The 25,473-nt window shown below is 65.4% G+C and carries 21 protein-coding genes and 2 pseudogenes; 10 read left to right on the top strand and 13 right to left on the bottom strand.

The window, feature by feature from the left end:
* Window positions 1-63: 63 nt before the first annotated feature.
* The 3 genes from AXK61_RS15535 to AXK61_RS25045 form a co-directional block, all read right to left on the bottom strand.
* Window positions 64-1,842: a hypothetical protein gene (locus AXK61_RS15535; RefSeq protein WP_068570073.1), complete on the bottom strand. Its 1,779-nt coding sequence runs from the start codon at window positions 1,840-1,842 to the stop codon at window positions 64-66.
* Window positions 1,839-2,933 carry a hypothetical protein gene (locus AXK61_RS15530; RefSeq protein ID WP_139057765.1) on the bottom strand — a complete coding sequence of 365 codons (1,095 nt, stop codon included), beginning with the start codon at window positions 2,931-2,933 and terminating at the stop codon, window positions 1,839-1,841. Before AXK61_RS15530 ends, AXK61_RS15535 begins: the two co-directional genes overlap by 4 nt.
* 193 nt (window positions 2,934-3,126) lie before the next feature.
* Window positions 3,127-3,297, bottom strand: a complete 171-nt coding sequence (locus AXK61_RS25045; RefSeq protein ID WP_006368863.1) for a hypothetical protein — start codon at window positions 3,295-3,297, stop codon at window positions 3,127-3,129.
* Between the two features lie 530 nt (window positions 3,298-3,827).
* Between AXK61_RS25045 and AXK61_RS15525 the strand changes: the two genes are divergently transcribed.
* From AXK61_RS15525 to AXK61_RS15500, 6 genes are all read left to right on the top strand, one after another.
* Window positions 3,828-5,015: a Fic family protein gene (locus AXK61_RS15525; RefSeq protein ID WP_068570071.1), complete on the top strand. Its 1,188-nt coding sequence runs from the start codon at window positions 3,828-3,830 to the stop codon at window positions 5,013-5,015.
* Between the two features lie 133 nt (window positions 5,016-5,148).
* Entirely contained in the window at window positions 5,149-5,757 is a 609-nt protein-coding gene (locus AXK61_RS15520) for a hypothetical protein (RefSeq protein WP_068570070.1), read from the top strand.
* Between the two features lie 634 nt (window positions 5,758-6,391).
* Complete coding sequence (locus AXK61_RS15515; RefSeq protein WP_068570081.1) at window positions 6,392-7,879, top strand: aldehyde dehydrogenase family protein; 1,488 nt, start codon at window positions 6,392-6,394, stop codon at window positions 7,877-7,879.
* Window positions 7,876-8,988, top strand: a complete 1,113-nt coding sequence (locus AXK61_RS15510) for an NAD(P)-dependent alcohol dehydrogenase (RefSeq protein WP_068570069.1) — start codon at window positions 7,876-7,878, stop codon at window positions 8,986-8,988. The genes AXK61_RS15515 and AXK61_RS15510 overlap by 4 nt, the downstream gene beginning before the upstream one ends.
* A gap of 95 nt (window positions 8,989-9,083) precedes the next feature.
* A complete protein-coding gene (locus tag AXK61_RS15505) occupies window positions 9,084-10,712 on the top strand; it encodes a GMC family oxidoreductase (RefSeq protein ID WP_068746203.1) in 1,629 nt (542 codons plus the stop codon).
* A gap of 29 nt (window positions 10,713-10,741) precedes the next feature.
* A complete protein-coding gene (locus AXK61_RS15500) occupies window positions 10,742-11,668 on the top strand; it encodes an MBL fold metallo-hydrolase (protein WP_068570067.1) in 927 nt (308 codons plus the stop codon).
* Between the two features lie 127 nt (window positions 11,669-11,795).
* Here AXK61_RS15500 and AXK61_RS24460 read toward each other — a convergent pair.
* The 5 genes and pseudogenes from AXK61_RS24460 to AXK61_RS15485 all read right to left on the bottom strand — a co-directional run bounded on the left by AXK61_RS24460 (window position 11,796) and on the right by AXK61_RS15485 (window position 16,010).
* Window positions 11,796-12,545 (bottom strand): annotated as a pseudogene (locus tag AXK61_RS24460) (SDR family NAD(P)-dependent oxidoreductase).
* Between the two features lie 153 nt (window positions 12,546-12,698).
* Window positions 12,699-13,364 carry a type 1 glutamine amidotransferase family protein gene (locus AXK61_RS15495; protein WP_231855567.1) on the bottom strand — a complete coding sequence of 222 codons (666 nt, stop codon included), beginning with the start codon at window positions 13,362-13,364 and terminating at the stop codon, window positions 12,699-12,701.
* Window positions 13,365-13,409: 45 nt separating this feature from the next.
* On the bottom strand, window positions 13,410-13,601 hold the full coding sequence (locus tag AXK61_RS25735; protein ID WP_231855566.1) for a hypothetical protein: 192 nt from the start codon (window positions 13,599-13,601) through the stop codon (window positions 13,410-13,412).
* A gap of 204 nt (window positions 13,602-13,805) precedes the next feature.
* Entirely contained in the window at window positions 13,806-14,606 is an 801-nt protein-coding gene (locus AXK61_RS15490; RefSeq protein WP_082777828.1) for an enoyl-CoA hydratase/isomerase family protein, read from the bottom strand.
* A 24-nt stretch (window positions 14,607-14,630) separates the two neighbouring features.
* Window positions 14,631-16,010: an MFS transporter gene (locus AXK61_RS15485; RefSeq protein ID WP_231855565.1), complete on the bottom strand. Its 1,380-nt coding sequence runs from the start codon at window positions 16,008-16,010 to the stop codon at window positions 14,631-14,633.
* Window positions 16,011-16,127: 117 nt separating this feature from the next.
* On the opposite strand from AXK61_RS15485, the gene AXK61_RS24455 reads away from it, so the two are divergent.
* Complete coding sequence (locus tag AXK61_RS24455; RefSeq protein WP_082777826.1) at window positions 16,128-17,480, top strand: MmgE/PrpD family protein; 1,353 nt, start codon at window positions 16,128-16,130, stop codon at window positions 17,478-17,480.
* A 127-nt stretch (window positions 17,481-17,607) separates the two neighbouring features.
* Here the strand turns inward: AXK61_RS24455 and AXK61_RS15475 are convergent, their stop codons facing one another.
* From AXK61_RS15475 to AXK61_RS25450, 5 genes are all read right to left on the bottom strand, one after another.
* Window positions 17,608-18,765: an acyl-CoA dehydrogenase family protein gene (locus AXK61_RS15475; protein WP_068570063.1), complete on the bottom strand. Its 1,158-nt coding sequence runs from the start codon at window positions 18,763-18,765 to the stop codon at window positions 17,608-17,610.
* A 186-nt stretch (window positions 18,766-18,951) separates the two neighbouring features.
* Window positions 18,952-20,118 (bottom strand): CaiB/BaiF CoA transferase family protein, encoded by a 1,167-nt coding sequence (locus AXK61_RS15470; RefSeq protein WP_068570062.1) that lies wholly within the window; start codon window positions 20,116-20,118, stop codon window positions 18,952-18,954.
* Window positions 20,115-21,530 (bottom strand): aldehyde dehydrogenase family protein, encoded by a 1,416-nt coding sequence (locus AXK61_RS15465; protein WP_068570061.1) that lies wholly within the window; start codon window positions 21,528-21,530, stop codon window positions 20,115-20,117. The genes AXK61_RS15470 and AXK61_RS15465 overlap by 4 nt, the downstream gene beginning before the upstream one ends.
* 41 nt (window positions 21,531-21,571) lie before the next feature.
* On the bottom strand, window positions 21,572-22,528 hold the full coding sequence (locus AXK61_RS15460; RefSeq protein WP_068746201.1) for an HpcH/HpaI aldolase/citrate lyase family protein: 957 nt from the start codon (window positions 22,526-22,528) through the stop codon (window positions 21,572-21,574).
* Window positions 22,529-22,596: 68 nt separating this feature from the next.
* A complete protein-coding gene (locus AXK61_RS25450; protein ID WP_197466823.1) occupies window positions 22,597-23,526 on the bottom strand; it encodes a MaoC family dehydratase in 930 nt (309 codons plus the stop codon).
* 199 nt (window positions 23,527-23,725) lie between these two features.
* On the opposite strand from AXK61_RS25450, the gene AXK61_RS15450 reads away from it, so the two are divergent.
* The 3 genes and pseudogenes from AXK61_RS15450 to AXK61_RS25445 form a co-directional block, all read left to right on the top strand.
* Entirely contained in the window at window positions 23,726-24,532 is an 807-nt protein-coding gene (locus tag AXK61_RS15450) for an IclR family transcriptional regulator (RefSeq protein WP_082777825.1), read from the top strand.
* A 161-nt stretch (window positions 24,533-24,693) separates the two neighbouring features.
* Window positions 24,694-24,999 carry a hypothetical protein gene (locus AXK61_RS15445; protein WP_068746197.1) on the top strand — a complete coding sequence of 102 codons (306 nt, stop codon included), beginning with the start codon at window positions 24,694-24,696 and terminating at the stop codon, window positions 24,997-24,999.
* 41 nt (window positions 25,000-25,040) lie between these two features.
* Window positions 25,041-25,473: pseudogene (locus tag AXK61_RS25445) on the top strand (IS21 family transposase); the annotation flags it as partial.

The following is a 25,473-nucleotide window of genomic DNA, read 5'->3' as shown; positions in this document are numbered from 1 at the left end:
TGTCTACGGTCATACGACGAGTGGCCGGCCCAACTTAGTTGGGCCGGCCACTCAGGTAACTATCTACGTGCGCGGTGGTGTTCTGGTCGGTGGGTATCCGAGGTCTGCCTGGAGTTGTCGCATCCGGCGGTTGATGGACTCGCCGCGCGGCCGTCTCTCAGCGTGGCTTCGCTGCGCCGAGAGGTTGGCCACTACGACTGCGAGTGCGAGTGTGATCGCGATCATCGGTTGTCGTCGCGGCCCCGACGTCAGGTCTGAGAGTCCGGTTACCGATCTCGACTTGAGGATGCTGAACCTTTGCTCGGTGAGCGCTCGAGCGGCCTCGAAGTAGACCATGTGTTCCCACGAACCTGGTGTTAGCCCGAACTGGGCCATCCTGAGCTGATCCGGAGACAGCCCGACGGTTATTGCTGGGCTGTCGCAGCACGAGTACTGGTCCGCTGTCCACGTTGGTTCGAGCGTGGGAACATCTCCGTGGATATCCATCGACTCCGGTCGGAGCGGACAACGAACGCGGCCGAACGCCGCCGGGCAAACGAGCTGCGTCTTGACGAGCTCGGGCGCTTTCGGGCGAATGTCGGACGGCTGGCCCCGCTGCATCACACCGTGAACTGGCCGCGAGTTCCTTCCCATGAGAAGCGGAAGAGTCCGTTGCAGGCGGCGGTCGTGGTCTGCGAATCCGGGCGGCTTCGACGCCAACATCTCTCGCCCTGGCGGCACCGTGACCTTCTCTGAAATGTCGGTTATCGCAGGGCAGTAAAAGTCCCCTGCGACCATGATTGGCCCGGGTTTCCGGCCGCCTTCAGTGGCGGGCAGGCTGTCATGAATCATGATCCAGTGCTTTGGGTACCGCCCCACGTATGCGTACTGTTCGCGCACCATCGAGTCGGCGAAGCCTCGCTTGGAGTTGTATCCCATGTCGACGGTGAGATAGGGCCAGCGCGTTCGGGTGCCGTCCTTGCGCGCAGTCAGTCCGTTCGCCTTCGCATGTGCCAGCGCCCGGAGGACCGCGCCAGCGTCCCCGGATGTCGGGGGGTGTACGTCGATGCCGATGATGACGGGAGCTACGCCGTGCATACGGTTGGGTTCACCGATCCGCGTGAGCGCTGTGAGGCCAATACCTACTCCGCTCTTCGTGAGAGCAGCCTTCTGACCGTCGGTGCGGACCTTGTTACTGCGGTCACGCCCATACGGCTTGGCGAAAGGGGTGGCACCACGCCGCTTATCGCTCGCGACGCCCAGGCCTGTCATGTTCGTGGCGAGGTCGAAGATCGACTCGTCCACGACGAGATCGCCTGCGCATCCCTCGGGTGCGCGGTCCAGGACTGAGCCAGCCACCAGGCTGTTGGCCACCTTCGAGAGCAGCTCGGCCGCGTGGTGCGATGCCTGTTTCTGTTCGCGACTCCGCCTACGGACGATCTGCTGATGCTCTTCGTTGGTGATGCGCCGTGCTGGCAAGTCCGGGTCGGGGTCGATCGGCGCCAGCCTCCTGGCGAGGAATGCATGGAGCCGGGCGTACTCGGCACGCGAACTGGTCCGAACAGGATCGAGATCCTGCCCGTCCATGCCGACTTCAGCCAGCTGCTTCGGGGTGAAGTCACTGATCAATTGGAGAATGCCGGCAACCGTGGGAGGACGTTTGAGCATCACGCATAGCAGTGCCGATACCAACACCGCTCGAATCGTGTACCGGACCCCAGCAGCTCGTCGACCTCCGGGCCCAACCGACTGCTGATGGATCTCATCGATCAGCCGGTCAGCGCCGGATCGATCGATCACTCCGACCGCCTCGGCGAACAGCGACTCCGACACCGTGAGCGTAGGACGGAAGGTGCTGATCACGCTGGCACCCCCCGCCCATCGAGAGCGACCAACGTGGCGCGGACACCGTAGATCGGAAACGACGGCCGGTGGTCCTTGATCGATGCGAACGTGCTCACGTCGGCGAGTTGGACCATGAGGCACGCTGGGACCGTCTTCGCGAGGTCGTGTATCCATCGCTCCCGTGCAGCGAGCAAGTCGATCGACGTGTGCCCGTGCCTGCGAAGGTACTCGTTGAGACGATTGCCGAAGTTGCGGTCCGTGGGACCGATGCCGGGAGTCATCATGCTTGCGTCACCCACCTCTTTGGCACGCTGCAAGATTCGTTCCGAACGCGCGACGTCAACCACAGGTACATGGCGCACTCCGCCCGCACGGTTGGGAAGGGTCACCACAGCATGCTCACGGCCGAAGTAGGTCGTCGACGAAATCGACGTGCCCCGAACTCGCGACAGCTCACCCTGACGAACCCCCGCACCAAGGGCCAGATCCAGGCTCACGTACGCGCGCCGCTGTTGTTCGCCCGACAGGGATGCGGCGGTGCGATACCAGTCCGCGATCAACGTGTCGCTCGCCGGTGCCGCAGTACGGCGTTTCGGCTTCTTGCTCGCCGCCCTTGACAACGGGTACTCACGGGGATGGACCAGCCGGCCGACTGCGTAGTAGAGATACTGGTTCTGCCGGGCGCCCCGCTCGCGTCCCGTTGCGATCAGGTGATTGATATATCCGTCCACCACTGACCGACGGAACACTGACTGGACGTCGATCGGCAGAGGCGGCTCGACATACCCAGCGATGAACCTGATGACGTGCTGGACATGCGACATATCGTTCGCCTCAGTCCCCTCCTTGAGCCGACACACCAGGGCAGCGCCAATCCTCGCTGCCGACTCCCGGAGATCCGGGTTCCCCACCGTGCTCGTCGCCTTCGACAGCCGCTCGAACCTCTCCTCCTGTCCGGCGGGCACCCATCCCCGCGGGTCTCCGGTGAATCGACCGATGGTGCGCGGTCCGACTACCGAATCGGGCAGGTCGTCCGGCTCCGGTGCAATACCGGGCAGCGCCAGCTGCGCGCGGTGCGCCTTGTAGCGAACCATCAGGGCATCACCCACCCGACACACCGCGCGCAGCGCTTGACAGCCGTACCTGGGTACGTTGAAATAGACATGGTCCTCCTTATGAGGATCGAAAATGTGATCATCTGCGGATCCAGTCCGCTCCGGAGGCCCTGGGGTACCAGCCCGGGGCTTCCGGCATATCAGCGCCTATGGCGCACTTCTCTACCGCACTATCTCTTCCTGCTGATCACTCCTTCTCCCGCTCATCGGCATCGATGGCCGCCACTAGTAGCCGCTGCGCCACGACCGAGACATTCCGTTGCTCATCTGCAGCAATCGACCGAAGCCGCTCAGCGACATCGGGGTCCAGCTGCAGTTCCACCCGGACACGCTTGGCCTTCTCGCGCTGGATAGCCATACAAACCTTCTCCCGGGTGCTCCCGGATCTCCCCGGGCGCGCGGAACAAACAGTACTTCGAGCTCCGCACCTAAACTGACCTGCCAATCACAGCACTTCTGACCGCGAAGATCGACTTTTCAGAAATCCTTGTCATGGGTGGTAACAACTGCAGTCACACAAGTTTCATGTCGGCAGGCCAGGCGGCATGAGTGCCGATGGGATGATTCGCAATCGGCCCCACAACAGATCTTGTGATAGGCATGACATAAGTCGCGTGCGAGCCTAGGGCGTGTCGTCAAACTCGACGCAAACCATCGAGGTGACCACATCTGGGAGCAAGAAACCCCGTAGCCCCACTTGGCCTCCTCAAAGTTCGCCACGACTCGGTCACGTCAACCTTAGAACCGCCCTCACGGTCCCGCCGTCCGCCGCGCGCGGCCCAGTTTGCGACCCTGACCTGCATTAATCCAGCTTCATCGTGCTAACATTCGACACAGTTGGCCGTAGTCAACCTTGCCTAACTGAAGACACACGAGAGGAGGGCGCCCATGTGGCCGGCACACAGCTTCGAGGTTCGCCCATGGGTCTCAGCGAACCGCGCAGGCAATCGTGAGGATCGCCTGTTCACGCAGGTCACCACCGCGATACCTCCGCTCATCGCCGCTGAGACCTTCGCGGCAGACTCCGCCGTATTGCTGGCCTGCGAAAACGCGACCATTGCGATTACGCGGCTCGATGTCGGCCGAGGAGTGGCGCTCGCTCCGCTCGGTGACTTCCTCCTGCGGAGCGAATCCGTGGCCTCCTCCAAGATCGAGCACGTCAACGCCGGCTGGCGACAGTTCGGGCGCGCCATCGCCGGCGTCAAAGCAGGTAGCGAGGCGCGGTCACAGCTCGCAGCCGTGCAGGCACTCACAACGATGATCGCTGCAGCGGACGCCGGAACGATCACGGCCGCCGACCTGCTCAGCGCTCACCGCCAGCTGATGGAAGGCAACGTCGCCGAGGCACGCACCGCCGGAACCTTCCGCACGGTCCAGAACTGGATCGGCGGATCCGACTACACACCGCGCGGCGCACTGTTCGTGCCACCACCTCCGGAGCTGGTGCTCGGCCTCATCGATGACCTGATCACCTTCGTCGAGCGAACCGACCTACCCGTCGTCGCACAGGCGGCGATCGCTCACGCACAGTTCGAGAGCATCCACCCCCACACCGACGGCAACGGGCGCATCGGCCGAGCTCTGATCAGCGCAATCCTTCGACGGCGCGGCCTCACCCGAAAGATCACCGTCCCGCTCGCCTCCGTGATGCTCTCCGACACCGACACCTACTTCGCCACACTCGGCGCGTACCGCCGAGGCAATGCTGCAGCGTTCGTCACCTACGTAGCAGACGCTGCGACGCTCGCCTGCGACGCAGCCGACGAATCCGCCGACCAGCTCGAGCAGATGCCCGCATTCTGGAGGACTCTCGCGAACCCACGATCCGGTTCCTCCGAGGAGTCGATCATCGACGCACTGCTCGCGCGCCCAGTACTCAACGCGGATACGGCGCAAGAGATCACCGGCTCGTCGGACACAGCCACCTACCGTGCCCTGAACAAGCTCACCGACGCCGGGATCCTCGAAGTGATCTCCGAATCCAAGCGCGACCGCGTGTGGGCAGCAGTGGACGTGATGAACGAGCTCGAACTTCTCTCCGACGCGATCGGCCGCCGAATCGATCCAGAAGCGTAGCCCGACTCGCGTAGCCCGACTCGATCCCCGCATGTCGACCAATCCCGCCCGGTCTGCCACGCTCAGGCGAACACATGAGGATCTGAGGATCCTCGCAGATCGCACGTTGTCTCCACCGAGAGGGGCTCAGCACATGAACGAACTCGTCCCTTCAAGCACGGGCCGCTGGAAGATCGACACCGAGAACTCAATCCACATCCTCGATCTGGACGCGCGAACACACGAACGCCGGCCCCTGCCGTGGCCGGACACCCACCACGGTTTCGACGACCACCCGACCCACTACTTGATCACCGAGGTCATTGAGTGGCCCCGCGTAGGTGATCAGTTCGTACTCCAATGCTCTTTGCGTTCAGACCCTTGGCAGCGCCGTCACGTGGTGCGGTCGGCACCCATCACGCAGATCTCGGCGGCACAACCCGCCACCGATGAACTCGCCGACACCCTCCCCGGGCGCCCACGAGTTCGAATTCCCTCCGGTTGGTGCGCGCTCGTCATGCAGCTTCATCAGGACCTCGTTGAACTCGAACCGCACTACACAGTCACCACGATCAAGGAAAAGCGCCAAGGGCTCCGCCTCTACATCATCCTGCCAGACCACACGCCCGACTCAGTCGCCGACGCGGCATACGCGCGTATCGATTGGGCGGAAGAGGAATCCGAGAACAGGTGCACGTTCTGCGGCGGCCCCACACCGACCCCCGGCAGCCGCTGCGGGCGACACCCTGCCAGGCCAATGTGACGCGGCTGGTCCGGACCGCCGCGTCCAGGGACCGCTGATCCCTGTGCGCACCGACATGGGCCTCGCTCACTGGCCGCCCAATGGGCTATCCCCACGTCCAAGTCCACCGGCCTCGCGCCTCAGTCCCAATCCGTCGAGCAGCGAGCCCAAGCTGCGCAGACTGTCATTCGGGGGATGTTCGCCCTCATCGGGAGATGCCGGGGACACCGGCGCGAACGCAGGGATGTCAGCTCGGCGCTGTTGATTGGTCGCCGCTGCTTGGAGCGCCGAGCTGCATCCCTCTACGTCGTGCATCCGTGCAAGTGAACTCGTCGAACGCGAGGGCCGCTGCGTCTTCCAGCGAGATAGTCCCACGAACGTCGCTACGCCCTACGGCTCGAAGCGGGCCCTGCCGGGTACGCGGTAACCGGAGGGACCTCCCCCTGTCCGGATTTGGTTTCAGGCCTCCTCCTCGCACCTCACGATCATCAGACCTTGACATCAAACGTGGCACGCGACACACTTCGTCGTACCGCTGACTGGCATGTCATGCCGTTATGCGGTCCGGAGAGTAGTTATGGCTCAGAAAGGCAACTGCCAAGTGACCACAGCAGCCCAGGACACGACCACGTCGGCCGGCGTCCTGCACCATCCGATGTGGATCGGCGGCGTAGCCGTCGACTCCGATGAGCGATTCGAGATCCGTAGCCCGGCGACGGAGGAGCTGGTTGCCACCGTCGCGAAGGGCAACGCGGGGCACGCCGACGATGCTGTTGCCGCAGCCAGGGCCAGCTTCGAGTCAGGAGTTTGGCGCGAGAAGACTCCCGCCGAACGCGCAGAGGTGCTCGACCGGGTCGCAGCGCGGATCGATGCAAGGAACGAGGAACTCGCGAAACTCCAGTCGAAGGAGAACGGCGCGCCGGTCCGGATCGCGCGATGGGTTCATGTGGGGCTTCCCGCCCAGGAACTCCGCTACTTCGCCGAGCTCGCACGCACGCACCAGTGGGTTAGACCTGCGCCGGCACTGGCGGGAATGGGCACCGGCGGCATGGTGCGGCACGAGCCGGTGGGGGTCGTCGCCGCGATCGTGCCGTGGAACGTGCCTCTGCAGTTGGCCGTCAACAAGATCGGTCCTGCGCTCGCTGCGGGCAACAGCGTGGTCATCAAGCCCGACGAGCACGCGCCGCTGATGGTGCTTGAGCTCGCAGCCGAGCTCGATCGCGCGGGTCTGCCCGCGGGCGTCTTCAACGTCGTGACTGGCGATGGCGAGGAGGTCGGGGTCCGCCTGGCCGAGCACCCGGACGTGCGCAAGATCGCCTTCACTGGCTCGACCGCGGTGGGCCGCGAGATCATGTCGCGGGCATCGGAGACGGTCAAACGGGTCACCCTCGAGCTCGGCGGCAAAGGCCCGAACATCGTGCTCGACGACATCGCCGAGGCCGACCTGAATCGGGTCGTCGATGGCTGCTTGTTCGCCTTCCTGACCTTCTCGGGCCAGGGCTGCGAATCAGGCACGCGGCTCTTGCTGCCTGCCGCGCTGCACGATGATTTCGTCGAGCGGATGATCGCGCGGATCGCTGATCTGCGCATCGGACTTCCCGATTCCGATGACACCGACCTCGGTCCGGTGTTCTCCCGGGCGCAGCGCGACCGCATCCTCGGGTACGTCGAATCGGGCCGGGCTGAGGGCGCGACGCTGGCCTGCGGCGGAAGCTCGCCCGAGGGCTTCGACAAGGGTTACTGGGTCGAGCCGACGATTTTCACCGATGTCACCAACGACATGTGTATCGCCCGGGAGGAGATCTTCGGGCCGGTGGTGGCGGTGATCAAGTACGACACGGTCGACGAGGCCGTGGCCATCGCCAACGACACGATCTACGGCCTGTCCGCGGGCGTGTGGAGCAGCAACACCGACCGGGCGGTGAGCGTCGCGGAGCGGATCGATGCCGGCATGGTGTGGATCAACGACTTCCATGTGCTCGACAGCCGGTACCCGTTCGGTGGCATGAAGCAGAGCGGCCTGGGTCGCGAGCTCGGCCCGGATGCGCTCGATGAGTACACCGAGACCAAGCAGGTCACCTACGCGCTCGGGCGGCGTGAGGAAACGAGCCCCTACGGGCTGCTGTTCGGGGGCGACCTGTGAGGGAGTCGGTCGCCGCCGTCGTCCGCGAGGCCGGGACGACGTTCACGGTCGAGCGGGTGCGGATCGATGACGAACTGCGGCCGGACGAGGTGTTGGTGCGCGTCCACGCGGCCGGCATCTGCCACACCGACCTGACCACCGCGGCCACCGCCGCCGACGAGCAGTTGCCGTCGGTGCTCGGCCACGAGGGCGCCGGCGTCGTCGAGGCCGTCGGCGCCGACGTGCGCCGCGTGCGGGTCGGGGATCGCGTGGCGCTCAGTTTCGCCAGCTGCGGGCGCTGCCGATACTGCGACGCGGGAGAGCCGAGCTACTGCGTACAACTGGCACCGCTGAACCTGTCCGGCGGCCGCCCGGACCGCAGCACATCGGTCGCCGACGCCGACGGCACGCCCGTGCAATCGTTCTTCTTCGGCCAGTCGTCGTTCAGCGAGTACACCGTCACCTACGAGCGCAACTGCGTACCGATCGGCGACTCGGTGGCCTTCGCCACCGCCGCGGCGATGGGTTGCGGTTTCCAGACCGGCGCGGGCACCGTGCTGCGGGCGCTGCGGGTACGCTCGGCCAGCACCGTGGCGGTGTTCGGGGTCGGCACCGTCGGGGCGAGCGCGCTCCTCGCTGCCCGGATCGCCCAGGCACGCACCATTATCGCCATCGACCCGCTCCCCGGGCGCCGGGAGCTGGCGCTCGAGCTGGGCGCGACGCACACCCTCGACTCCGGGCCCGGCGTGGCCGCCGCGATCCGCGAGATCGTGGCCGACGGCGTTGACTACGCCGTGGACTGCGTCGGCCACCAGGCCGTCCTCACCAGTGCGCTCGAGAGTCTCGCGGTGCGTGGCGCGTGCGCAACGATCGGCATGAGCCAGGGCTGGGGTCCGAATCCCGTCGAGATCGACCTGACGGATGTGCTGCTGCGCGGGATCACCCTGCAGGGGGTGTTGGAGGGCGATTCGCTTCCCCAGGAGTTCATCCCCGAGCTCATCTCCTACGTCGCCGACGGCCGGTTCCCCGTTGACCGCCTGGTCACGGAATTCCCGATCAACCGGATCGGCGATGCCGTCGCTGCCATGAGGGCGGGCGACGTGATCAAGCCAGTGCTGACCTTCGGCTAGCTCGCCTTGGCCCGGCTTTCGTTGACAGCGGACGGCCACGCGGCCCTTAGCTTTCATGCCCCAGAACAGATTCACCGTGAGAGGAAGTTTCGAGTATGTACGACTACATCGTTGCCGGAGCGGGCTCAGCTGGCTGCCTTGTCGCCAACCGGCTCAGCGAGAAGCACCGGGTCCTGCTGATCGAGGCCGGCGGTCCCGATGACAACCAGTGGGTGGAGATCCCCTTGGGGATGCAGCGTCTCGTCGGCGACCCCGAGGCCGTGTGGCCCGACCGCACGAAGCCCGCCGAGGAGATCGCCGGCCGCTCGATCCCCCTGGTGCAGGGCCGGATCATGGGCGGCTCGAGTTCCGTGAACGGCATGATGTACGTTCGCGGCCAGCGTGAGGACTACAACGGTTGGGCCGAGGCCGCCGGCGATTCCAGCTGGACCTGGGACGAGGTGCTTCCGTACTTCCGCAAGCAGACCGCGTACGTCGACGGCGATCCCACGTACTTCGGCACCGACGGTGAGCTCAAGCTGACCTCGCTGACCACAATGCACCCCACCACGGGCGCCTACATCGAGGCGGCCCAGGAGGCCGGGTTCCCCCTCAACAAGAACCAGAACAGCGGTGATCAGGTGGGCGTCGCGGTGGTGATGGGCAACATCTACAACGGCCGCCGCCAGTCGTCGGCGGTTGCCTTCATCGATCCCATCCGCGACCGCGACTCACTCAACGTGCTGACGAACGTCACCGTCTCCCGCGTGATCATCGAGGACGGCATCGCGGTGGGCGTCGCGGTGATCGAGGACGGAGCCAAGCGCGAGATCCGCGCGGCCAAGGAGGTCGTGCTCTCCGCCGGCGCGATCGGCAGCGCGACGATCCTGCAGTTGTCGGGGATCGGCGACGCGGAGCACCTCGGATCACTCGGCATCCCCGTGGTGGCCGACGTACCCGGCGTCGGGAAGAACCTGCAGGATCACCTTTTTGGACACGTCAAGTTCAAGCTGCGCAACGACGACGACAGCATCAACGAGACGCTGGGCGACGCGGCCCGGCTCGCCGTGGCCCTCGAGGAGTGGCGCGAGCACGGCACCGGCGCCCTGAGCAGCACCTCGTCGCAGTCGCTCATCTTCTTCGCCGCCGACCCTGACCAGACGAACCCCGACGTCCAGCTGGCGATGCGCCCGTACTCGTTCGGCATCTCCAAGGAGGGCGTGCTCGGCATCGACCCCTACCCGGGCATGATGATCTCGTCCATCGCAGCGCGCCCGTTCAGCCGGGGCGTCACGCGCATCGTCTCCACCGATCCGACGGTGCGCCCCCTGATCGACCCCGGCTACCTCACCGACGAGCGCGACATCGACCTCCTGTCTGCGGGTATCGCCAAGGTCCGCTCGATCGCGGCGCAGCCGGCTCTCGCCGGGCACATCGACACGGAGCTCGAGCCCGGCCCCGACGTCGCCACCCGCGAGCAGATGACCGACTACCTCCGGCGCACGGTGTCCACCGTGTACCACCCGGTGGGAACGTGCCGCATGGGCACCGGTGACGACGCCGTCGTCGACGCGCAGCTGCGCGTGCGCGGTGTCCGCGGCCTGCGCGTGATCGATGCGTCGATCATGCCCACCATCACCTCCGGCAACACGAACGCCCCGACCTACCTCATCGCTGAGAAGGGCGCGGCGATGCTACTCGACGGCCAGCACGACCCCCGCAGCGCCGAGGCCGCCGGCGCGTAACGACAACTCCTGAACACGAGGAAGACTCCATGACCATCACTGTTGGATCCATCACCGTCGACCCCATCTACGAGCAGCCTCTGGACGCCGTCGCCGTCGTCGTACCGGATGCCCAGGCCGCAGCCCTCAAGCAGATTCCGTGGCTGGCGCCACCGTTCATCGACGCCGAGGGCAACCCCCAAGGAGTCGTTCAGTCGTTCCTCGTACGCACCGGAGACACAGTCGTCCTGATCGATCCCGCTGTAGGCGACGACAAGGACATCTCCGTGGTTCCCGAGTGGAACCACAACACCACCGGATTCCTCGACCGCCTCGCCGGCGCGGGCGTCCAACCTGAGGATATCGACATCGTCGTGTCCACCCACCTGCACCTCGACCACGTCGGATGGGCCACCCAGCTGACGGAGCACGGTTGGAAGCCGACGTTTCCGAACGCCCGGTATCTCTTCATGGGCGTCGAGTTCCGACACTGGGCGAACGAGAGCAAGCAGACGGTGGTTCACCCCGCGGCGGACGCGCCCGAGCTCGACCACGTGCTGGCGTTGTTCCAGGAGACGCAGATCAGCACATTCGAGCAGTCGGTGCGCCCAGTGCAAGAGGCCGGCCAGATCGACCTGATCGACGAGTACGGCGAGATCGCACCCGGCGTCACCCTGGTCTCAACCCCGGGACACACCCCGGCGCACACGAGCGTCAGTATCCGCTCCGGCGACGACCACCTCTTCCTCACCGGCGATGCCTTCCACCACCCTGGCCAGGTCGCGCATCCCGAATGGGCCGCGCTCAGCGACGTCGACGGCGACCAGAGCACCGCGACACGTCGGCGGATCCTCGCCGAGCTCGCTGACACCCCGACGATCGTGTTGGGCAATCACTTCGCGCAGCCGTCGATGGGGCGCATCGTCTCCGACGGAACCGGCGGGTACATCTTCGACTCGTCGGGCCTCGAAGCCTGACGGTACGCGCGTTCTCGCGCGAGAGCCGGGTTCGGTGAGGGAGCCCGGGTCCCGCGGGAGCAACAACAAGGGGCGCCGCCATCGTGATCCCGATGGCGACGCCCCCTTCATTAGTTCGCTGGGCGCGTCAGCCCTGCGCTTCTGCCGACACCTCGGCCCACTTCTGCCACGTGTTGATCCGGTCCGCATACGCGGCCGGCACAATCTGCAGCGGTCGGAGCCGAAGAAGACGCGCGGTGGCGGGTTCTCGGCGTCAACGATCTTGAGCAGGGCACCGCCTCCGGCTGCGGGGTTTCCCGGGACCGTGTTCGCCGACGCCTCAGCGAACACTGCGAGCACGCCGTCATACGGGTCGATCGGGGACGACTGCACCGCGGAGCTGCCGGCCCAGTCAGTGGCGAACAGTGCAGGCTCGACGAGCGTGACCTTGATACCGAGTCGGGAACGTGACCAGGCCACCGATCGTGGAGACCTGGACGATGTGCCCGCTATGCTGAGCGCGCATGATCGGCAGCGCAGCCTGCGTAATCCACAGCACACCGAAGAGGTTGGTCTCGACCTGATCCCTGATCTCGGTCTCACTCAGCTCTTCGACGGTGCCGAATAGCCCGCACCCTGCGTTGTTGACGACGACATCGAGCCGGCCGAATGCTCGCGCGCCGACTTGACTGCGGCGAAGGCCGCTTCCCGGTCGGTGACGTCGAGCTGAAGCGGCAGAACCGCATCGCCGAACCTATCGACCAGATCACTGAGCGAATCGAGGTTGCGGGGCCGTCGCGGCCACCTTGTCGCCGCGCGACAGCGCGGCCTCTGCGAAGCTCCTTCCGAACCCCCGCGACGTACCCGTGATGAACCAAACCCTTGGACATGAAATCACCTGATTGCTAAGAACTATCGAGCGGATCTCGCCGCCCGTCTGCTCGCTCGCGCTACTTGCGACCGACCCGCCCGCGAATGTCCTCGGCCTGGATGTCGACGGTCTGCGGGCCATTGCCGGTGACGAGCCCCAGCTCGGGGTTCGGCAGCAGCATCAGGGAGGTCGGAACACTCGCGGTGGGCACGGTGAAGCCGGCCTCGCGCAGTCCCTCGTCGACGAAGTACTCCAGACAAGTGACCTCGCCGGGATGTTGACGTACCCGTAGTCGAGCATGCCGGTCTCGCCGCTACGGCCGACGGTGGTCGCCTCGGACGCGAGGAACGGATCGTCCTCGACCTCGTACGACTCACCCTTCTCGTCGACGCGGTAGTTGGTCGAGGTCAAGCCGATCGGGGCATGGCAGATCAGCGAGATGTAGACATCGTTCTCCCGGGCGAGGTACAGGACCTCACCCAGCTGCGGGTTGTTGTGGAAGTCGACCATCGGCGCGTGCCCACCGGGAGCATGGATGAAGTCGAAGTCGGCGAAACTGAAATCGTCGTCCGCGGCACGGTGCTTGGCAATCAGCTCGGCGAGAGAGAAGTACTTCTTGTCCTCCCACCCGGCGATCTTGGGGAGCACCTCCTCGCGGTAGGCGAGGTTCTCGACGTCCGTGTTGGGCAGCGGCGCCGTGACGGGCAGGCGGCCCAGGTGGCGCTCCATGAGCTCCAGCTCGCGCTCGCGGCGCGCGACGAGGTCGGGGTGCTTGGCCCGGTAACCCTCGACGGTGAACTCGGGGTCGGCGAAGTCGGCGACGGCGTTGCCGTACACCCAGGTCATCTGGCTGGTGGCGTGCCGCGGCAGCGACCAGCCGTTGGTGTCGATCTATGGCTTCTCACCGTTGGGGGTGGCGAGAGTGTAATCGAAGTCGTCCTGGAACTCGGCGAGGATCTGGCCGAGCTCGACGTGGAAGAACCCGATCGGAATCGACGGCACCGAGGCCGGCGCGCTCAGCGGCAGTTCACGCGCCGACGAGAGGATGATCAGGGCCTTGCGCTTTCCGGTGGTATCCGACATCTGACTTGCTCCATTCATGTGGTTGTGGCTAGTCGCCGTCGACGGGCCTCTTGCGGAGTTGGTCTCCCCCCGGGCACGGCGACAGGTCGTTTCTTTAGACAGCACGTCGTGCCACTAGTCGGTACCACCAAAACGCTGTCTCGGCATGTGCTCCTGCAACGTCGTCCTGAGCACGTGCTCTCTTGCCCGTCGCCACGGCGATCGTCACGACGCTGAGGAGGGGAATCGCGGTCGCCGCTTCTCGAGGAATGCTGCGATCCCCTCGGCCCCGTCCGGCTCCACGATCGCTGCCGCAATGTTCTTCGCCTCGTCGTCGAGACGCCGAGCGAGGGCGTCGACGTCCGCTCCTGTGATCAGACGCTTGGTCCGACCCAGTCCGGCCGGCGATCCGTGGCGCAACACGTCGATCACGGCGTCCGCCTCCGCTGCGAGCTGCTCCGCGGGAACAGCCCGGCTGACGAGACCGCACCGTGCGGCATCGGCGCCCGACATCGAGCGGTTGGTCAGTGTGAGGTCGAGGGCGATCGCGGCGCCGGCGCGAGCAGTCAAGAACCACGTCGCTCCACAATCGGGACTGAGGCCCGCCGCGGTGTACGCGGACTTCAGCACGGCATCCGAGGCCATCAGCACAATGTCCGCGCACAACGCCACGCCGATGCCGCCGCCGGCGATCGTGCCGTGCACGACCGATACCACCGGGATCGACGACCTGACCAGTGTCAGAATGCCGCAGTGCATCCCTCCCGCGATCTCGGCCACCAAGGTGCCGCGGTCATCCGAGTCGGCGAAGGCGTGCAGATCCCCTCCGACACAGAACGCCTTTCCCTCTGCGTCGAGCACCACGACCCGCACAGACGAGTCCTCTACCGCGGCTACCGCTGCGGCCGCGAACGCGGTAGCCATATCCGAGTCGAGCCCGTTTCCCGCTCCACGGACCAGTGTGATCCTGGCGACCGAGTCCTCGACGGTCAGGCGTACCCGGTCCATCCAACTCTGGACTGTCATGAATCCCTCTGTTCAGTCGTGGTGCTACTGCCGGCCTGACGTGCTGACGGTGGAATTGATGTCACTAAGCGTTCTACCGAGGGTTCGTTCTCCGAACAACTGCATCACCAGACCCGCGCAGAACACCGCGCCGGCCAGATACAGGAACACGGCCGTGAAGCCGAAGCTCGACAAGATCGCCGCGATGAGGAAGCTGGTTCCGAATACCGCGAGACGGCCGATTCCGTTGCACAGGCCGGCGCCGAGACCACGCAGGCCCGTGGGAAAGATCTCAGGGAGGTACGTGTACATGATCGGCGTCGCGCTCTGCAGGAGCATGGTCACGAGCGTGCCGCTGGCAACGAGGATCAGATTGCTCCCGGTGAACCCGAAGACGAGCATAAGGACCGCAACTGCTGAGTAAACGAGGAACACGGCTGTACGTCGCTCGATGCGATCGATGAACAACACCGTGAGCATCGCCCCCGGAACGGTGGCGAGCGACATGACGGACGTGTAGGTCAGACTCTCCTTCGTGGTGAATCCGTGCTCGGTGAGCAGAGTGGGGACCCAGGAGTTGTAACCGTAAAAGCCCGACAAGGCCAGCGCCATGGCTGCCGCGAGCACGACGGTGCGCCGTCGGTATGCGCCGCGGAAGAGGTCGCGAACGTGTCCGGTAACCACGATCGGCAGCGCCTCGGGGGCCGGCAGCTCGCCGCCGAGCTTATCTTTCGCCTCACGCTCGAGACCTGTGACGATCGCATCGGCAGTCGTGATATCGCCGTTCTCCGCAAGCCAGCGAGCAGACTCGGGGAGGTAGCGGGCGACGACGAGAATCAGCGGGATTCCCGCCGAACCGAGGACGAAGATCCATCGCCACATGCCGGGCCCCAGCGGAACGATCGATCGCGCCGCCCAGGCCATGATCGGAATGCCGATCAGGCTGATGACGACGATCCACGTCTGCGCCCTGCCCCGATAGGTCTGCGGGAACATCTCGGAGACGTAGGTCAGCACGATCACGGTGAGAGCGGCGAGCCCGACTCCGGTCAGCACGCGATAGATCGCGAGATCTGTAGGTCCGAAGGAGAATGCCGACAGCAGGGAGAACACGGAGAAGATCGCCGTCGCGCCCATGATCGCCCGCTTCCGGCCGACCCGGTCTGCGACGCGGCCGCCGATCACCGATCCGACGAACATTCCGAGGAACGAAGCAGCGGTGATGGTTCCGATGTTTCCTACCGAGAGACCCCAGTCCTTCCGGATTCCGGGTGCCGCGTAGGCGAAGGTGTTGAGGTCTGCCATGTCCACCACGAGCAGCGCGGCGAGCACAGCGAGCCATCTCCGGTGAGTTCGGGTCATGGCGGGTATCCGGTTGAGTCTGCCGCTGATCAGCTCAGGACCGAGGTGGGTTTCGATGTTCACTGTTTCTCCTCTTGTTTCACTACTCGGCACGCTGTACCGTTTAGTGGTGTGGCGCCAATCACATCGCATCGGAGCGCGGGCGTCAAGTCCCCGGTATGAATCCACGAGGTTTTCGCAATGACACTGTCGGACAAGTCTATTGATGTTCAGCTCGCAGGAGCAGCGGCCGACCTGCGTCTGGAACAGGTTCCGCACGATGTTCAGCAGGCAGCGATCGACTGCATCGTCGACACGGTCGCCGTAACCCTCGCGGGAGCCGGCGATCCTGTCGCCCGAGCTGTTGCGGCAGCATCGGGATCCACGGGAAGCGCCGTGATGATCGGCACAGCCACGACCGCGAACCCACCGGACTCCGCGCTGGTCAACGGGATCGCCGCGCATGTCCTCGACTTCGACGATTGGCTTCCCGCGGCGCGCATACACCCGTCCGCCTCCCTCACCGCGGCCGTACTCGCCTCTGCCCAGGGGCAGCCAGGACCGGTATCGGGACGGCGATTGGTCGCGGCGTACGTTGCGGGATTTGAGGTTCAAGCGCGGATCGGTGCCGCACTCGGCCCCTCTCACTACGAAGCGGGATTCCACCCGACAGCGACGATCGGTGTTTTCGGTGCGGCTGCTGCGGCCGCTCATGTCTCCGGCGCTTCAGCGGTGGCGATGGCCGACGCGTTGGGACTCGCAGCCACGAGTGCGGCGGGGCTTCGAGCTGCCTTCGGCACCGCTGGAAAGTCGATCCAGGTCGGGAACGCCGCTCGGAACGGCGTTGTCGCCGCGCGACTGGCCTGTGCTGGACTTTCGCCAATGCCTATCCCCGTTCTCGATGACCGTGGGTTCGCCGCGAGTCATGGGCATGCCGTCGACCACTCGATCGCGACGGAGCCGTTCGAATCGCATTGGTATCTGAACGAAGTCGCGGTGAAGGAGCATGCTTCCTGTTTCGGAACTCACGCACCGATCGATGCAGTTCTGTCCCTCCGCGAGCATCTTCCGATCGATCGGATCACCGCTATCGATGTCACCGTCTCCGAGGTCATGCGTACAGTGTGCGCAATTCCCGTCCCGATGACTGCGCTCGAGGGGAAGTTCAGCCTGGCGTTCACAACCGCACTCGCAGTTGTCCGCGGGCACTGCCACGTTGCGGACTTCACGAACGAGGCAGTCCGGGCGCCGGAGCTGGGTGAAGTGAGCCGGAAGGTACGCCTGCATTTCGATGACGACGTGCCACCACAGTGGGCACGAGTGCAGGTAACGCTCGACGATGGACAGGTCTTTCAGGCCGAACACGACTCGGCCCGCCCGATGACCGCACTGCACCGGCGGCAGGTGGCTCGCCACAAGCTCACAACTCTCGCGTCGGCCGGGTTGGGGCAATCCCGAGCCCGGGAAATTCTCGCGGAGATCGAGGGGCTGCTCACCGATCGCTCGGTCTCCGACCTGGCCCGGGTGCTCACCCTCGACGGGCCGTCCACGTGACAACGCCAGGCGAGGTCATCGAGCCGGCGCGGTCACGGTCCCACCGCACAACGCCCGCTCAGCGCGCTTGACTCGAAGGCGTCGTCTCGCCACGCTCCACGGCCAGACCACAGACCGATTCGGACCGTCAGAGCCCCATGTTCTTGGCGATGATGCTCTTGAGGACCTCGGACGTGCCGCCGTAGATGCGGTTGACGCGGTTGTCGGCGTACAGCCGGGCGATGGGGTACTCATTGATGTAGCCGTAGCCGCCGTGCAGCTGCAGACAGCGGTCGATCACGTCGGAGGCGGCCTCCGTGCAGAACAGCTTGAGCGAAGCGGCATCGGCAGCAGTGAGCTCGCCGGCGTCGTGCAGCTCGAGTCCGCGGTCCACATTGGACTCCATGGCGTCGAGCTTGGCCTTGCACGCAGCGAGCTCGAACTTGGTGTTCTGGAACGAGGCGACCGGCTTGCCGAAGATGTTGCGGTCCTGCGTATATGCCTGCGCGAACCGAATCGCGGCCGCCGCTTGCGCGTAGGACCCGACCGCGATGGTCAGGCGCTCCTGCGGGAGGTTCTGGCCGAGGTAGCCGAAGCCCTTGTTCTCCTCGCCGAGCAGGTCCTCGACGGGGACCTTGACGTCGGTGAACGAGAGCTCGGCGGTGTCGGAGGTGCGCAGGCCGATCTTGTCGAGCTTGCGGCCGACCGCGTAGCCCCCGAGCGAGGTATCCACGACGAACAGGGAGATGCCGTGGCGCCGGTCCTCGGGGGTCGCCGGCGCGGTGCGCGCGCAGACGATCACGCGGTCGGCGTTGACGCCGCCGGTGATGAAGGTCTTGGAGCCGTTGAGCACGTAGTGGGTGCCGTCCTCGGACAGCTTGGCCGTCGTCTTCATGCCCGCGAGGTCGGAGCCGGTGCCGGGCTCGGTCATGGCGATGGCGAACATGTTCGTGCCGTCGACGAAACCGGGGAGCCAGCGCTTCTTCTGCTCGTCGGTGCAGTACTTCATCAGGTAGGGCAGGCACAGGTCCACATGCACGCTGGAGCCGCCGAACGTGACGCCGGCCCGGGCGGTCTCCTCCTGGAGGATGGCGGAGTACTTGAAGGAGTTCTCGCCGGCGCCGCCGAACTCCTCGGGCACCTCGATACCGAAGACGCCCAGCTCGCCGAGCTTGAGGTAGAAGTCCTTCGGCACGATCCCGTTGGCGTACCACTCCTCGAAGTGGGGAACGACCTCCGCGTCGATGAAGGAGCGAAGGGTCTCGCGGAAGGCCTCGTGATCGGCGGTGTAGACGGTACGACGCATGACTGTCTCCTTGGTGGGCGCTGCGCACAACTACGGCTGCAGAGCAGGACTGTGACGTGGGGGTCGAACGCGCGCTCGCGTCCTTCTCGACCAGGCGCCGAACCGATCTTTCGGTTCGGCGCCTGTCTATTTCGTGGTGCGACTACAGAACTGGACTCGCTCGAGGCGATCGGCGCCAGCCTGTGATCATTCGGCCAGGTGCTCCCGGATCTGCGGACCGTGCTCGTTGAGCAGGGGGGCTCGCTTGGTCGGCACCGCCGGCGTGCGTGAGAACTTGATCGGTTGGCCGGCGACGGTGACCACCTTGCTGCTACCCGGGTGTTCCAGTCGCACGGCCATGCCGCGCGCTTCGACGTGCGGATCTTCGAGGATCTCCTTCGCATCGCGGACAGCACCGACTGGCACCTTGCCACCGAGTACGTCCAGGATCTCGTCGGTGGTCCGCGTGGACGTCCACTCCGCGAGCGCACCGAAGACTTCTTCGCGGCGGGCGACCCGGGACTCATTGGTCTGCAACCCTGGGTCGGCTGCCAAGTCGTCGCGACCGATCAACTCGCACAGGAGCTTCCACCGGTTGTTGTTCGGGGCCGCGATCGCGACCCAACCATCAACTGCCGGCACGATGTCGAAGGGGCTCAGGAGTGGATGGCGGTTCCCTTCGGGGCGTGGGATCGTGCCGTCGTAGGAGTACTGGTAGACGATGCGCTCGCAGAGGGAGAGCACAGCGTCGTACATCGCTACGTCGACGAACTGGCCGACTCCGCTGCCGCGCGTCTCGTACAGCGCGGAGACCACACCGAGGGAGAGCAGCGTGCCGGGGAAGATGTCGCCCACTCCCGGCCCGACCTTGATCGGTGTGCCATCGGGCAGGCCGGTGATCCCCATGAGGCCCGCCATCGCTTGTACAACGATGTCGAAGGCTGGCCACTCCTGGTACGGGCTGGTGCCGCTGCGCGCGTCACCGAACCCTCGCAACGCTGCATATACCAGCTTCGGGTTGATCTCCGCCAGCGTCTCGTACGACAAGCCCAGCCTGTCCATGACGCCTGGCGTGAAGTTCTCCACCAGCACATCGGACTCGACCACCAGCTTCGTGAACACGGCGATATCGGCGGGGTCCTTGAGGTTGAGCACGATGCTGCGCTTACCTCGGTTGACGCTCTGGAAGTAGCCGCCGAAGTCCTTGGCCTCGTCGTCTGGCAGGTACGGGCCCGACGTGCGGGACAGATCGCCCGACGGTGACTCGACCTTGAGGACGTCCGCCCCCAGGTCGGCGAGCAACATCGTGCAGTACGGCCCTGCGAGCGCGTGCGTCATGTCGAGCACTTTCACTCCGGCCAGCGGCCCACTCATAGCTGCACCACCACGCACTTGGTCTCCGTGTAGTGGCGGAGAGCTTCGATGCCCTTTTCGCGGCCGTAGCCGCTGTTCTTGTTGCCGCCGAAGGGCGTTTCGATGGCGGCGGCCATCCAGGTGTTCACGTACACCTGGCCGGCATCGAGCTGGTCGGCCATGCGCAGCGCACGGGAGACGTTCTGCGTCCACACGCCGGACGCGAGGCCGTAGTCGGAGTCGTTGGCGATGGCGATGGCCTCCTCCTCCGTGTCGAACGGGATGACGGCGAGAACAGGTCCGAAGACCTCCTCCTGTGCGATGCGCATGGAGTTGTCGACGCCGGTGTAGATGGTCGGTGCGACGTAGTACCCGCCGCTGCCGGAGGAGACGGGTTCGCCACCGATGGCCGCGACAGCACCGTCGTCCTTGGCAACGTCGAAGTACTCCATGACTTTGTCGTACTGGGCTGCGGTCGTGACGGGGCCGAGCCGTCCGCTTTCGGTCAGCTCGCGGCACGCGAGGACAAGGCGCTGCACGAGTTCGTCGTGGATGGAGCGCTCGACGAGCAAACGCGTCCCGGCGGAGCAGACCTGCCCGGTGTTGAGGGCGAAGGCGTTGAGCGAGCCTGCAACCGCCTTGTCGAGGTCGGCGTCGGCGAAGACCACGTTCGCGGACTTGCCGCCGAGTTCGAGGGTCAGCGGGATAATCCGATCGGCGGCGATGTGGCCGATCTCGCGGCCCGCGCGCACCGAACCGGTGAAGGCCACCTTGCGCACGGCCGCGTTCTTGAGCATCGGCGCGCCAATGTCGAGGCCGGTGCCGGTGATCACGTTGAAGACACCGTCCGGGAAGCCCACTTGGGTGGCCAGTTCGGCAAGGCGGATCGCCGAGCTCGAGGTGAACTCGGACGGCTTGAGCACGACGGTGTTGCCGGCCGCGAGCGCAGGGGCCACGCCTCGGGCCGCCTGGTTGAGCGGCGCGTTCCACGGGGTGATGACGCCGACCACACCGAAGGGCTCGCGGCGGGTGAAGCAGTGATGGTCCGGGCCGAGGTCGATCGTCTCGCCCTCGAACAGGTTCACCAGCCCGCCGTAGAACTCGAAGTAGCCCGCGGCGCCCTGAATCTCCATAGGAGCTTGCCAGGTGGGCTTGCCGGTTTCGGAGCGCTCGCGGTTCACGAGCTCGACCTGGTCGTCGAGGATCGCCTGCGCGAGGCGCAGGAGCAGCCGCCCCCGCTCGATCGGCTTCTGACGACGCCACGCGGACTGGGCAGCGACGGCGGCGGCGACGGCGGCTTCCGCGTCGGCGGCGTTACCCGCCGCGACCTTCGTGGTGGGTTGCCCGTCGAGCGGGCTGTCCACCGTCAAGTACTCGCCGCCGGACGGGGGCGTGCTGCGTCCCGAGATCCAATGTTCAAGCTGTAACACCATGATTGGCTCCTATGGAGTGTTCCAGTCGCTCGGATGAGCGATCAGGCCTCGGGGACGAACTTCGTAGTCCGCGCCATGTTGAGCGTGCGGCCGCGCTCCGCGGTCACCAACGCGAGCTTGCGGCTGGCCTCGTCGATCATTTCGTCGCCGAGCATGACGGCGCCGCGGCCGCCGCCGTCGGCGGAGGTGTAGTGCGCGTATGCCTCGAGGATCAGCTCGGCCTTGTCGTAGTCTGCCTGGGCCGGGGCGAAGACCTCGTTGGCGGTCTCCAGCTGGGCTGGGTGCAGGACCCACTTGCCGTCGTAGCCGTACGCGGCGGCGCGCTCGGCGGCGGCGCGGTAGCCCTCGGTGTCCTTGATGATGGCGTAGGGGCCGTCGATCGCCTGGAGACCGTACTTGCGGGCGGTCATCGCGATCGTCATGAGGACGGTGTCGAACGGGTCGAAGCCGGTGGCGCCGGGGGCGCCGATGGTCAGCGCCGGCATCTTCATGGCGGCCATGAAGTCACCCGGGCCGAAGATGAGGGTCTCGGTGCGCGCGGTCGCTGCGGCGATCGCATCGATCTCGCTCAGGCCTGCGGGGCCTTCGATCTGGGCCTCGATGCCGATGGTGCCCTCCTCGATGCCGAGCTCGCGCTCGAGCTGCGAGAGGAGGATGTCGAGCCAGTTGATGTGTGCGACGTTCTCGACCTTCGGGAGCATGATGCAGTCGAGATTGCGGCCGGCGCCACGGACGATGGTGAGGACATCCTCGTGGGCCCACTCGGTATCCGCGTCATTGACGCGTACGACGCGGGTCTTGCCCGACCAGTCGCCGTGGTTGAGGGCGTCGACGATGGTGGCGCGTGCGGCGGGCTTGGCGACGGGCGCGACCGAGTCCTCGAGGTCGAGGAAGATCTGGTCGGCGGGCAGGGTCTGCGCCTTGGTGATCATCTTCTCGCTGCTCCCAGGGACGGCCATGCAGGAGCGACGGGGACGCAGGGGGCGAGTGCCGGTCATCTATATCTCAATTCCGTTGGGTGTGAAGTGTTGAATCTGGCTTCGGCCCGGTTGGCCGAGCTCTGAGATCAGGGGCGGTGCTTGAGTTGCACGCGGCGCGTGACCTGGACGACCAGATCGCCGCGCTGATTGACGCCGATGTGCCGGAAGGTGACGACGCCATCCGCGGCGACGTCGAGCACCTCTGTGGCGGCGCCGATGGTGTCACCGCGCTTGACTGGGGCGGGGAACTTGATGTCGGTCATGCCCACCTCGCGAATGGCCTGGCCGCTAGTGTCCTGCGTCGCCAGGCCGATGGTGAGCGAAAGCGACATGCCGCCGAAGTTGATCCGCTCGCCGAACTCGCTGTCCGCCATCGCGCCGTCGCTGAAGTGGCCCACGGCACTGTTCATCACCAGCAGGGTGAAACCGTTGAGGTCGAGGTCGGTGACGGTACGGGTGCGCGCGTGGCGGAACTTGGCGCCGGGGATGAAATCCTCGGCGTAGCCCTCGAACTCGGGCGCGAGGTTCTGTTCGGCGGGCCGGCGGCGTACCAGGTTCGTGCGGTGGAAGTCGATGACCACTTCGCCGTCCGCGGTTCTGCCCTCGGTATGCCAGGTGACGATTCCGGCGCCAGGACGGGAAGTCGAAGTGCGGGCGTCGACGACGGTGCTTCGCGCGTAGAGTGTTTCACCAGGGTAGACTGAGCGGTGGTACGTGACGTCAGTGCCCCCGAGGAAGGGCCCACCCGCTTCGCTCAGGTCCTCGACGCTGAGACCGAACACCACACCGAAGACGAGCAGCGGGTTGACCACCTCGTCGCGATGCCCACGCTCGAGTGCCACCTCCCTGTTGAAGTACTCCGGGTTGAAAGCCAGCATCTGTGTGCTGAACTCGATGTTGTCGCTCGCGTGAATCGTCCGACCCCAGTGGTGGTCGAAGGAGCGCCCGATCACATGATCTTCGAAGTAGGTTCCCCTCTCTCGAAGAGGCCAGGCAGTCAGATCGATCTTCGACATCTTCTCCCCTTCGTTCCGTTGCTCGGAACGTCGTGCTACTCATTGGAACGCTCAGTATGTAACCGCTGTCACAGCGTGTCAAGGTCGTAGACCGTCGAGTACGCGCGCATCAAGCAGCTGACCGTCTTGCCGTGCCGTATGCTGGAACGACCTCCGCCAACCGAGGCCAGCCAGCTAGATCACCGGAGAACAGCCCACAATGCCCCCCAACAGCGAGAACACGACCGCCGACAACGAGCAGAATGGCTCACTGGGCGGCACACAGAGCCTCATTCGCGGCTTGAGAGTGGTCGAGGCGATCGCATCGTCAACGCCGTCAGTCGGAGTCGGCGAGCTCTCGCGCACGCTGCAGCTACCGAAGTCAACGGTTCAGCGCTTACTCCGGACGCTCGAACTCGAAGGATGGGCAGAGACCTCGTCGGAGCCCATCACACGTTGGCAACTGACCCCGCGCCTGCTGTCGATCGCCCGCCACGGTGTTCCTTCACGAGGAATTCGCGACGTTGCACTGCCCCACATCACCGAGCTCGGCAGGGTGACAGGGGAAACGATCCACTTCTGTCTTCCGGACGGCACCCAGCAACTTGTGCTCATCGAGCGGGTCGACTCGGTACACCCCGTGCGGACGTTCAATCCGATCGGTGCAGGTACGGGATTTCACAACAGCGCGGCCGGAAAGGCCTGGCTCGCCGCACTACCCGAATCCGAGTTCACGCAGTTCCTCGCTACACCACTCGACCACACAACACCGAACACGATCACAGACCCAGCGGCGATAGCTCAACAGGTCCACCAAGCGCGCGCCAACGGCTACGCGATCAACCTAGCCGAGAACCGGGCCGGCGTGCGAGCGATCGGCTCCGCTGTGGTCAACGCGGAAGGGCAGCCAATCGCGACGGTCTCGATCAGCATGCCCGACTCGCGATTCGAGGAATCAAGAGTGCCCGAGTGGGGAGCAATGGTGCGCGAAACCGCACAGGCGATCACCAACGACTACGCCATCTGACACCTTTCACACCCCATCACCAGCCAAAAGGGCCCAGGCAACCGCCTGGGCCCTTTGCGACGCCCGCCCCTGCCGCTTGACAAACCGGCGTGATCCAACACACACTTCAATGTACCGTTACACAGCACGACGTGCTGACTGTCGGCACAGTAGGAGTAGGTATGACCGCCACAACACCCCTCACCCTCGATCCAGTCGAATTGCGCACGGCACTCAACGACGATCCCGAATTCAGCCTCCAGGCCCGGCACTGGAACAGCACCGTCCGCATCGGTGCAGATGGGCGCAATTGGCTCGTCCGCATCATCGATGGAATCGTCACCGATGTCGACACGGCCGCAACCCCCTTCGACGCCTGGGACTTCCAGCTCTCCGGGACCTCCGAGCACTGGGCGCAGCTACTCGCGCCGGTGCCCGCCGCGTTCTTCCAGGACTACTGTCGACGACGGCTGAATACTGAGCAGTGATCGACGGGCGAAAGTTGAGCAGCCCGGTTACCTGTTGAGGGGTGATCACTGTGGAGGACTGGGCGGAGATCCGCCGGTTGCACTATTCGGAAGGGCTGCCGAAGGCGGAGGTCGCTCGGCAGCTGGGCATCGCGAGGAACACGGTTCGGGCGGCGTTAGCGTCGGATCGGCCACCGAAGTATAAGAGGGCACGGGTCGGCTCGGTGGTCGATGCGTTCGAGCCGCAGATCCGGGTGTTGCTGTCGCAGTGGCCGACGATGCCGGCGACGGTGATCGCGCAGCGGATCGGTTGGCCGTATTCGTTGACCACGCTCAAGGATCGGCTGCGGGAGATCCGGCCGGAGTTTCAGGGCGTGGATCCGGCCGATCGGATCTCGTATGAACCGGGGAAGATCGCGCAGTGCGATCTGTGGTTCCCGGATGCGAGGATCCCGGTCGGACCTGGTCAGGACCGCGTTCTACCGGTACTGGTGA

This window comes from Tsukamurella pseudospumae (genome assembly GCF_001575205.1).
Taxonomy (GTDB): Bacteria; Actinomycetota; Actinomycetes; order Mycobacteriales; family Mycobacteriaceae; genus Tsukamurella; species Tsukamurella pseudospumae.
Note: the sequence above shows the minus strand (reverse complement) of the source record. Positions and strands in the feature narration are given on the sequence as shown.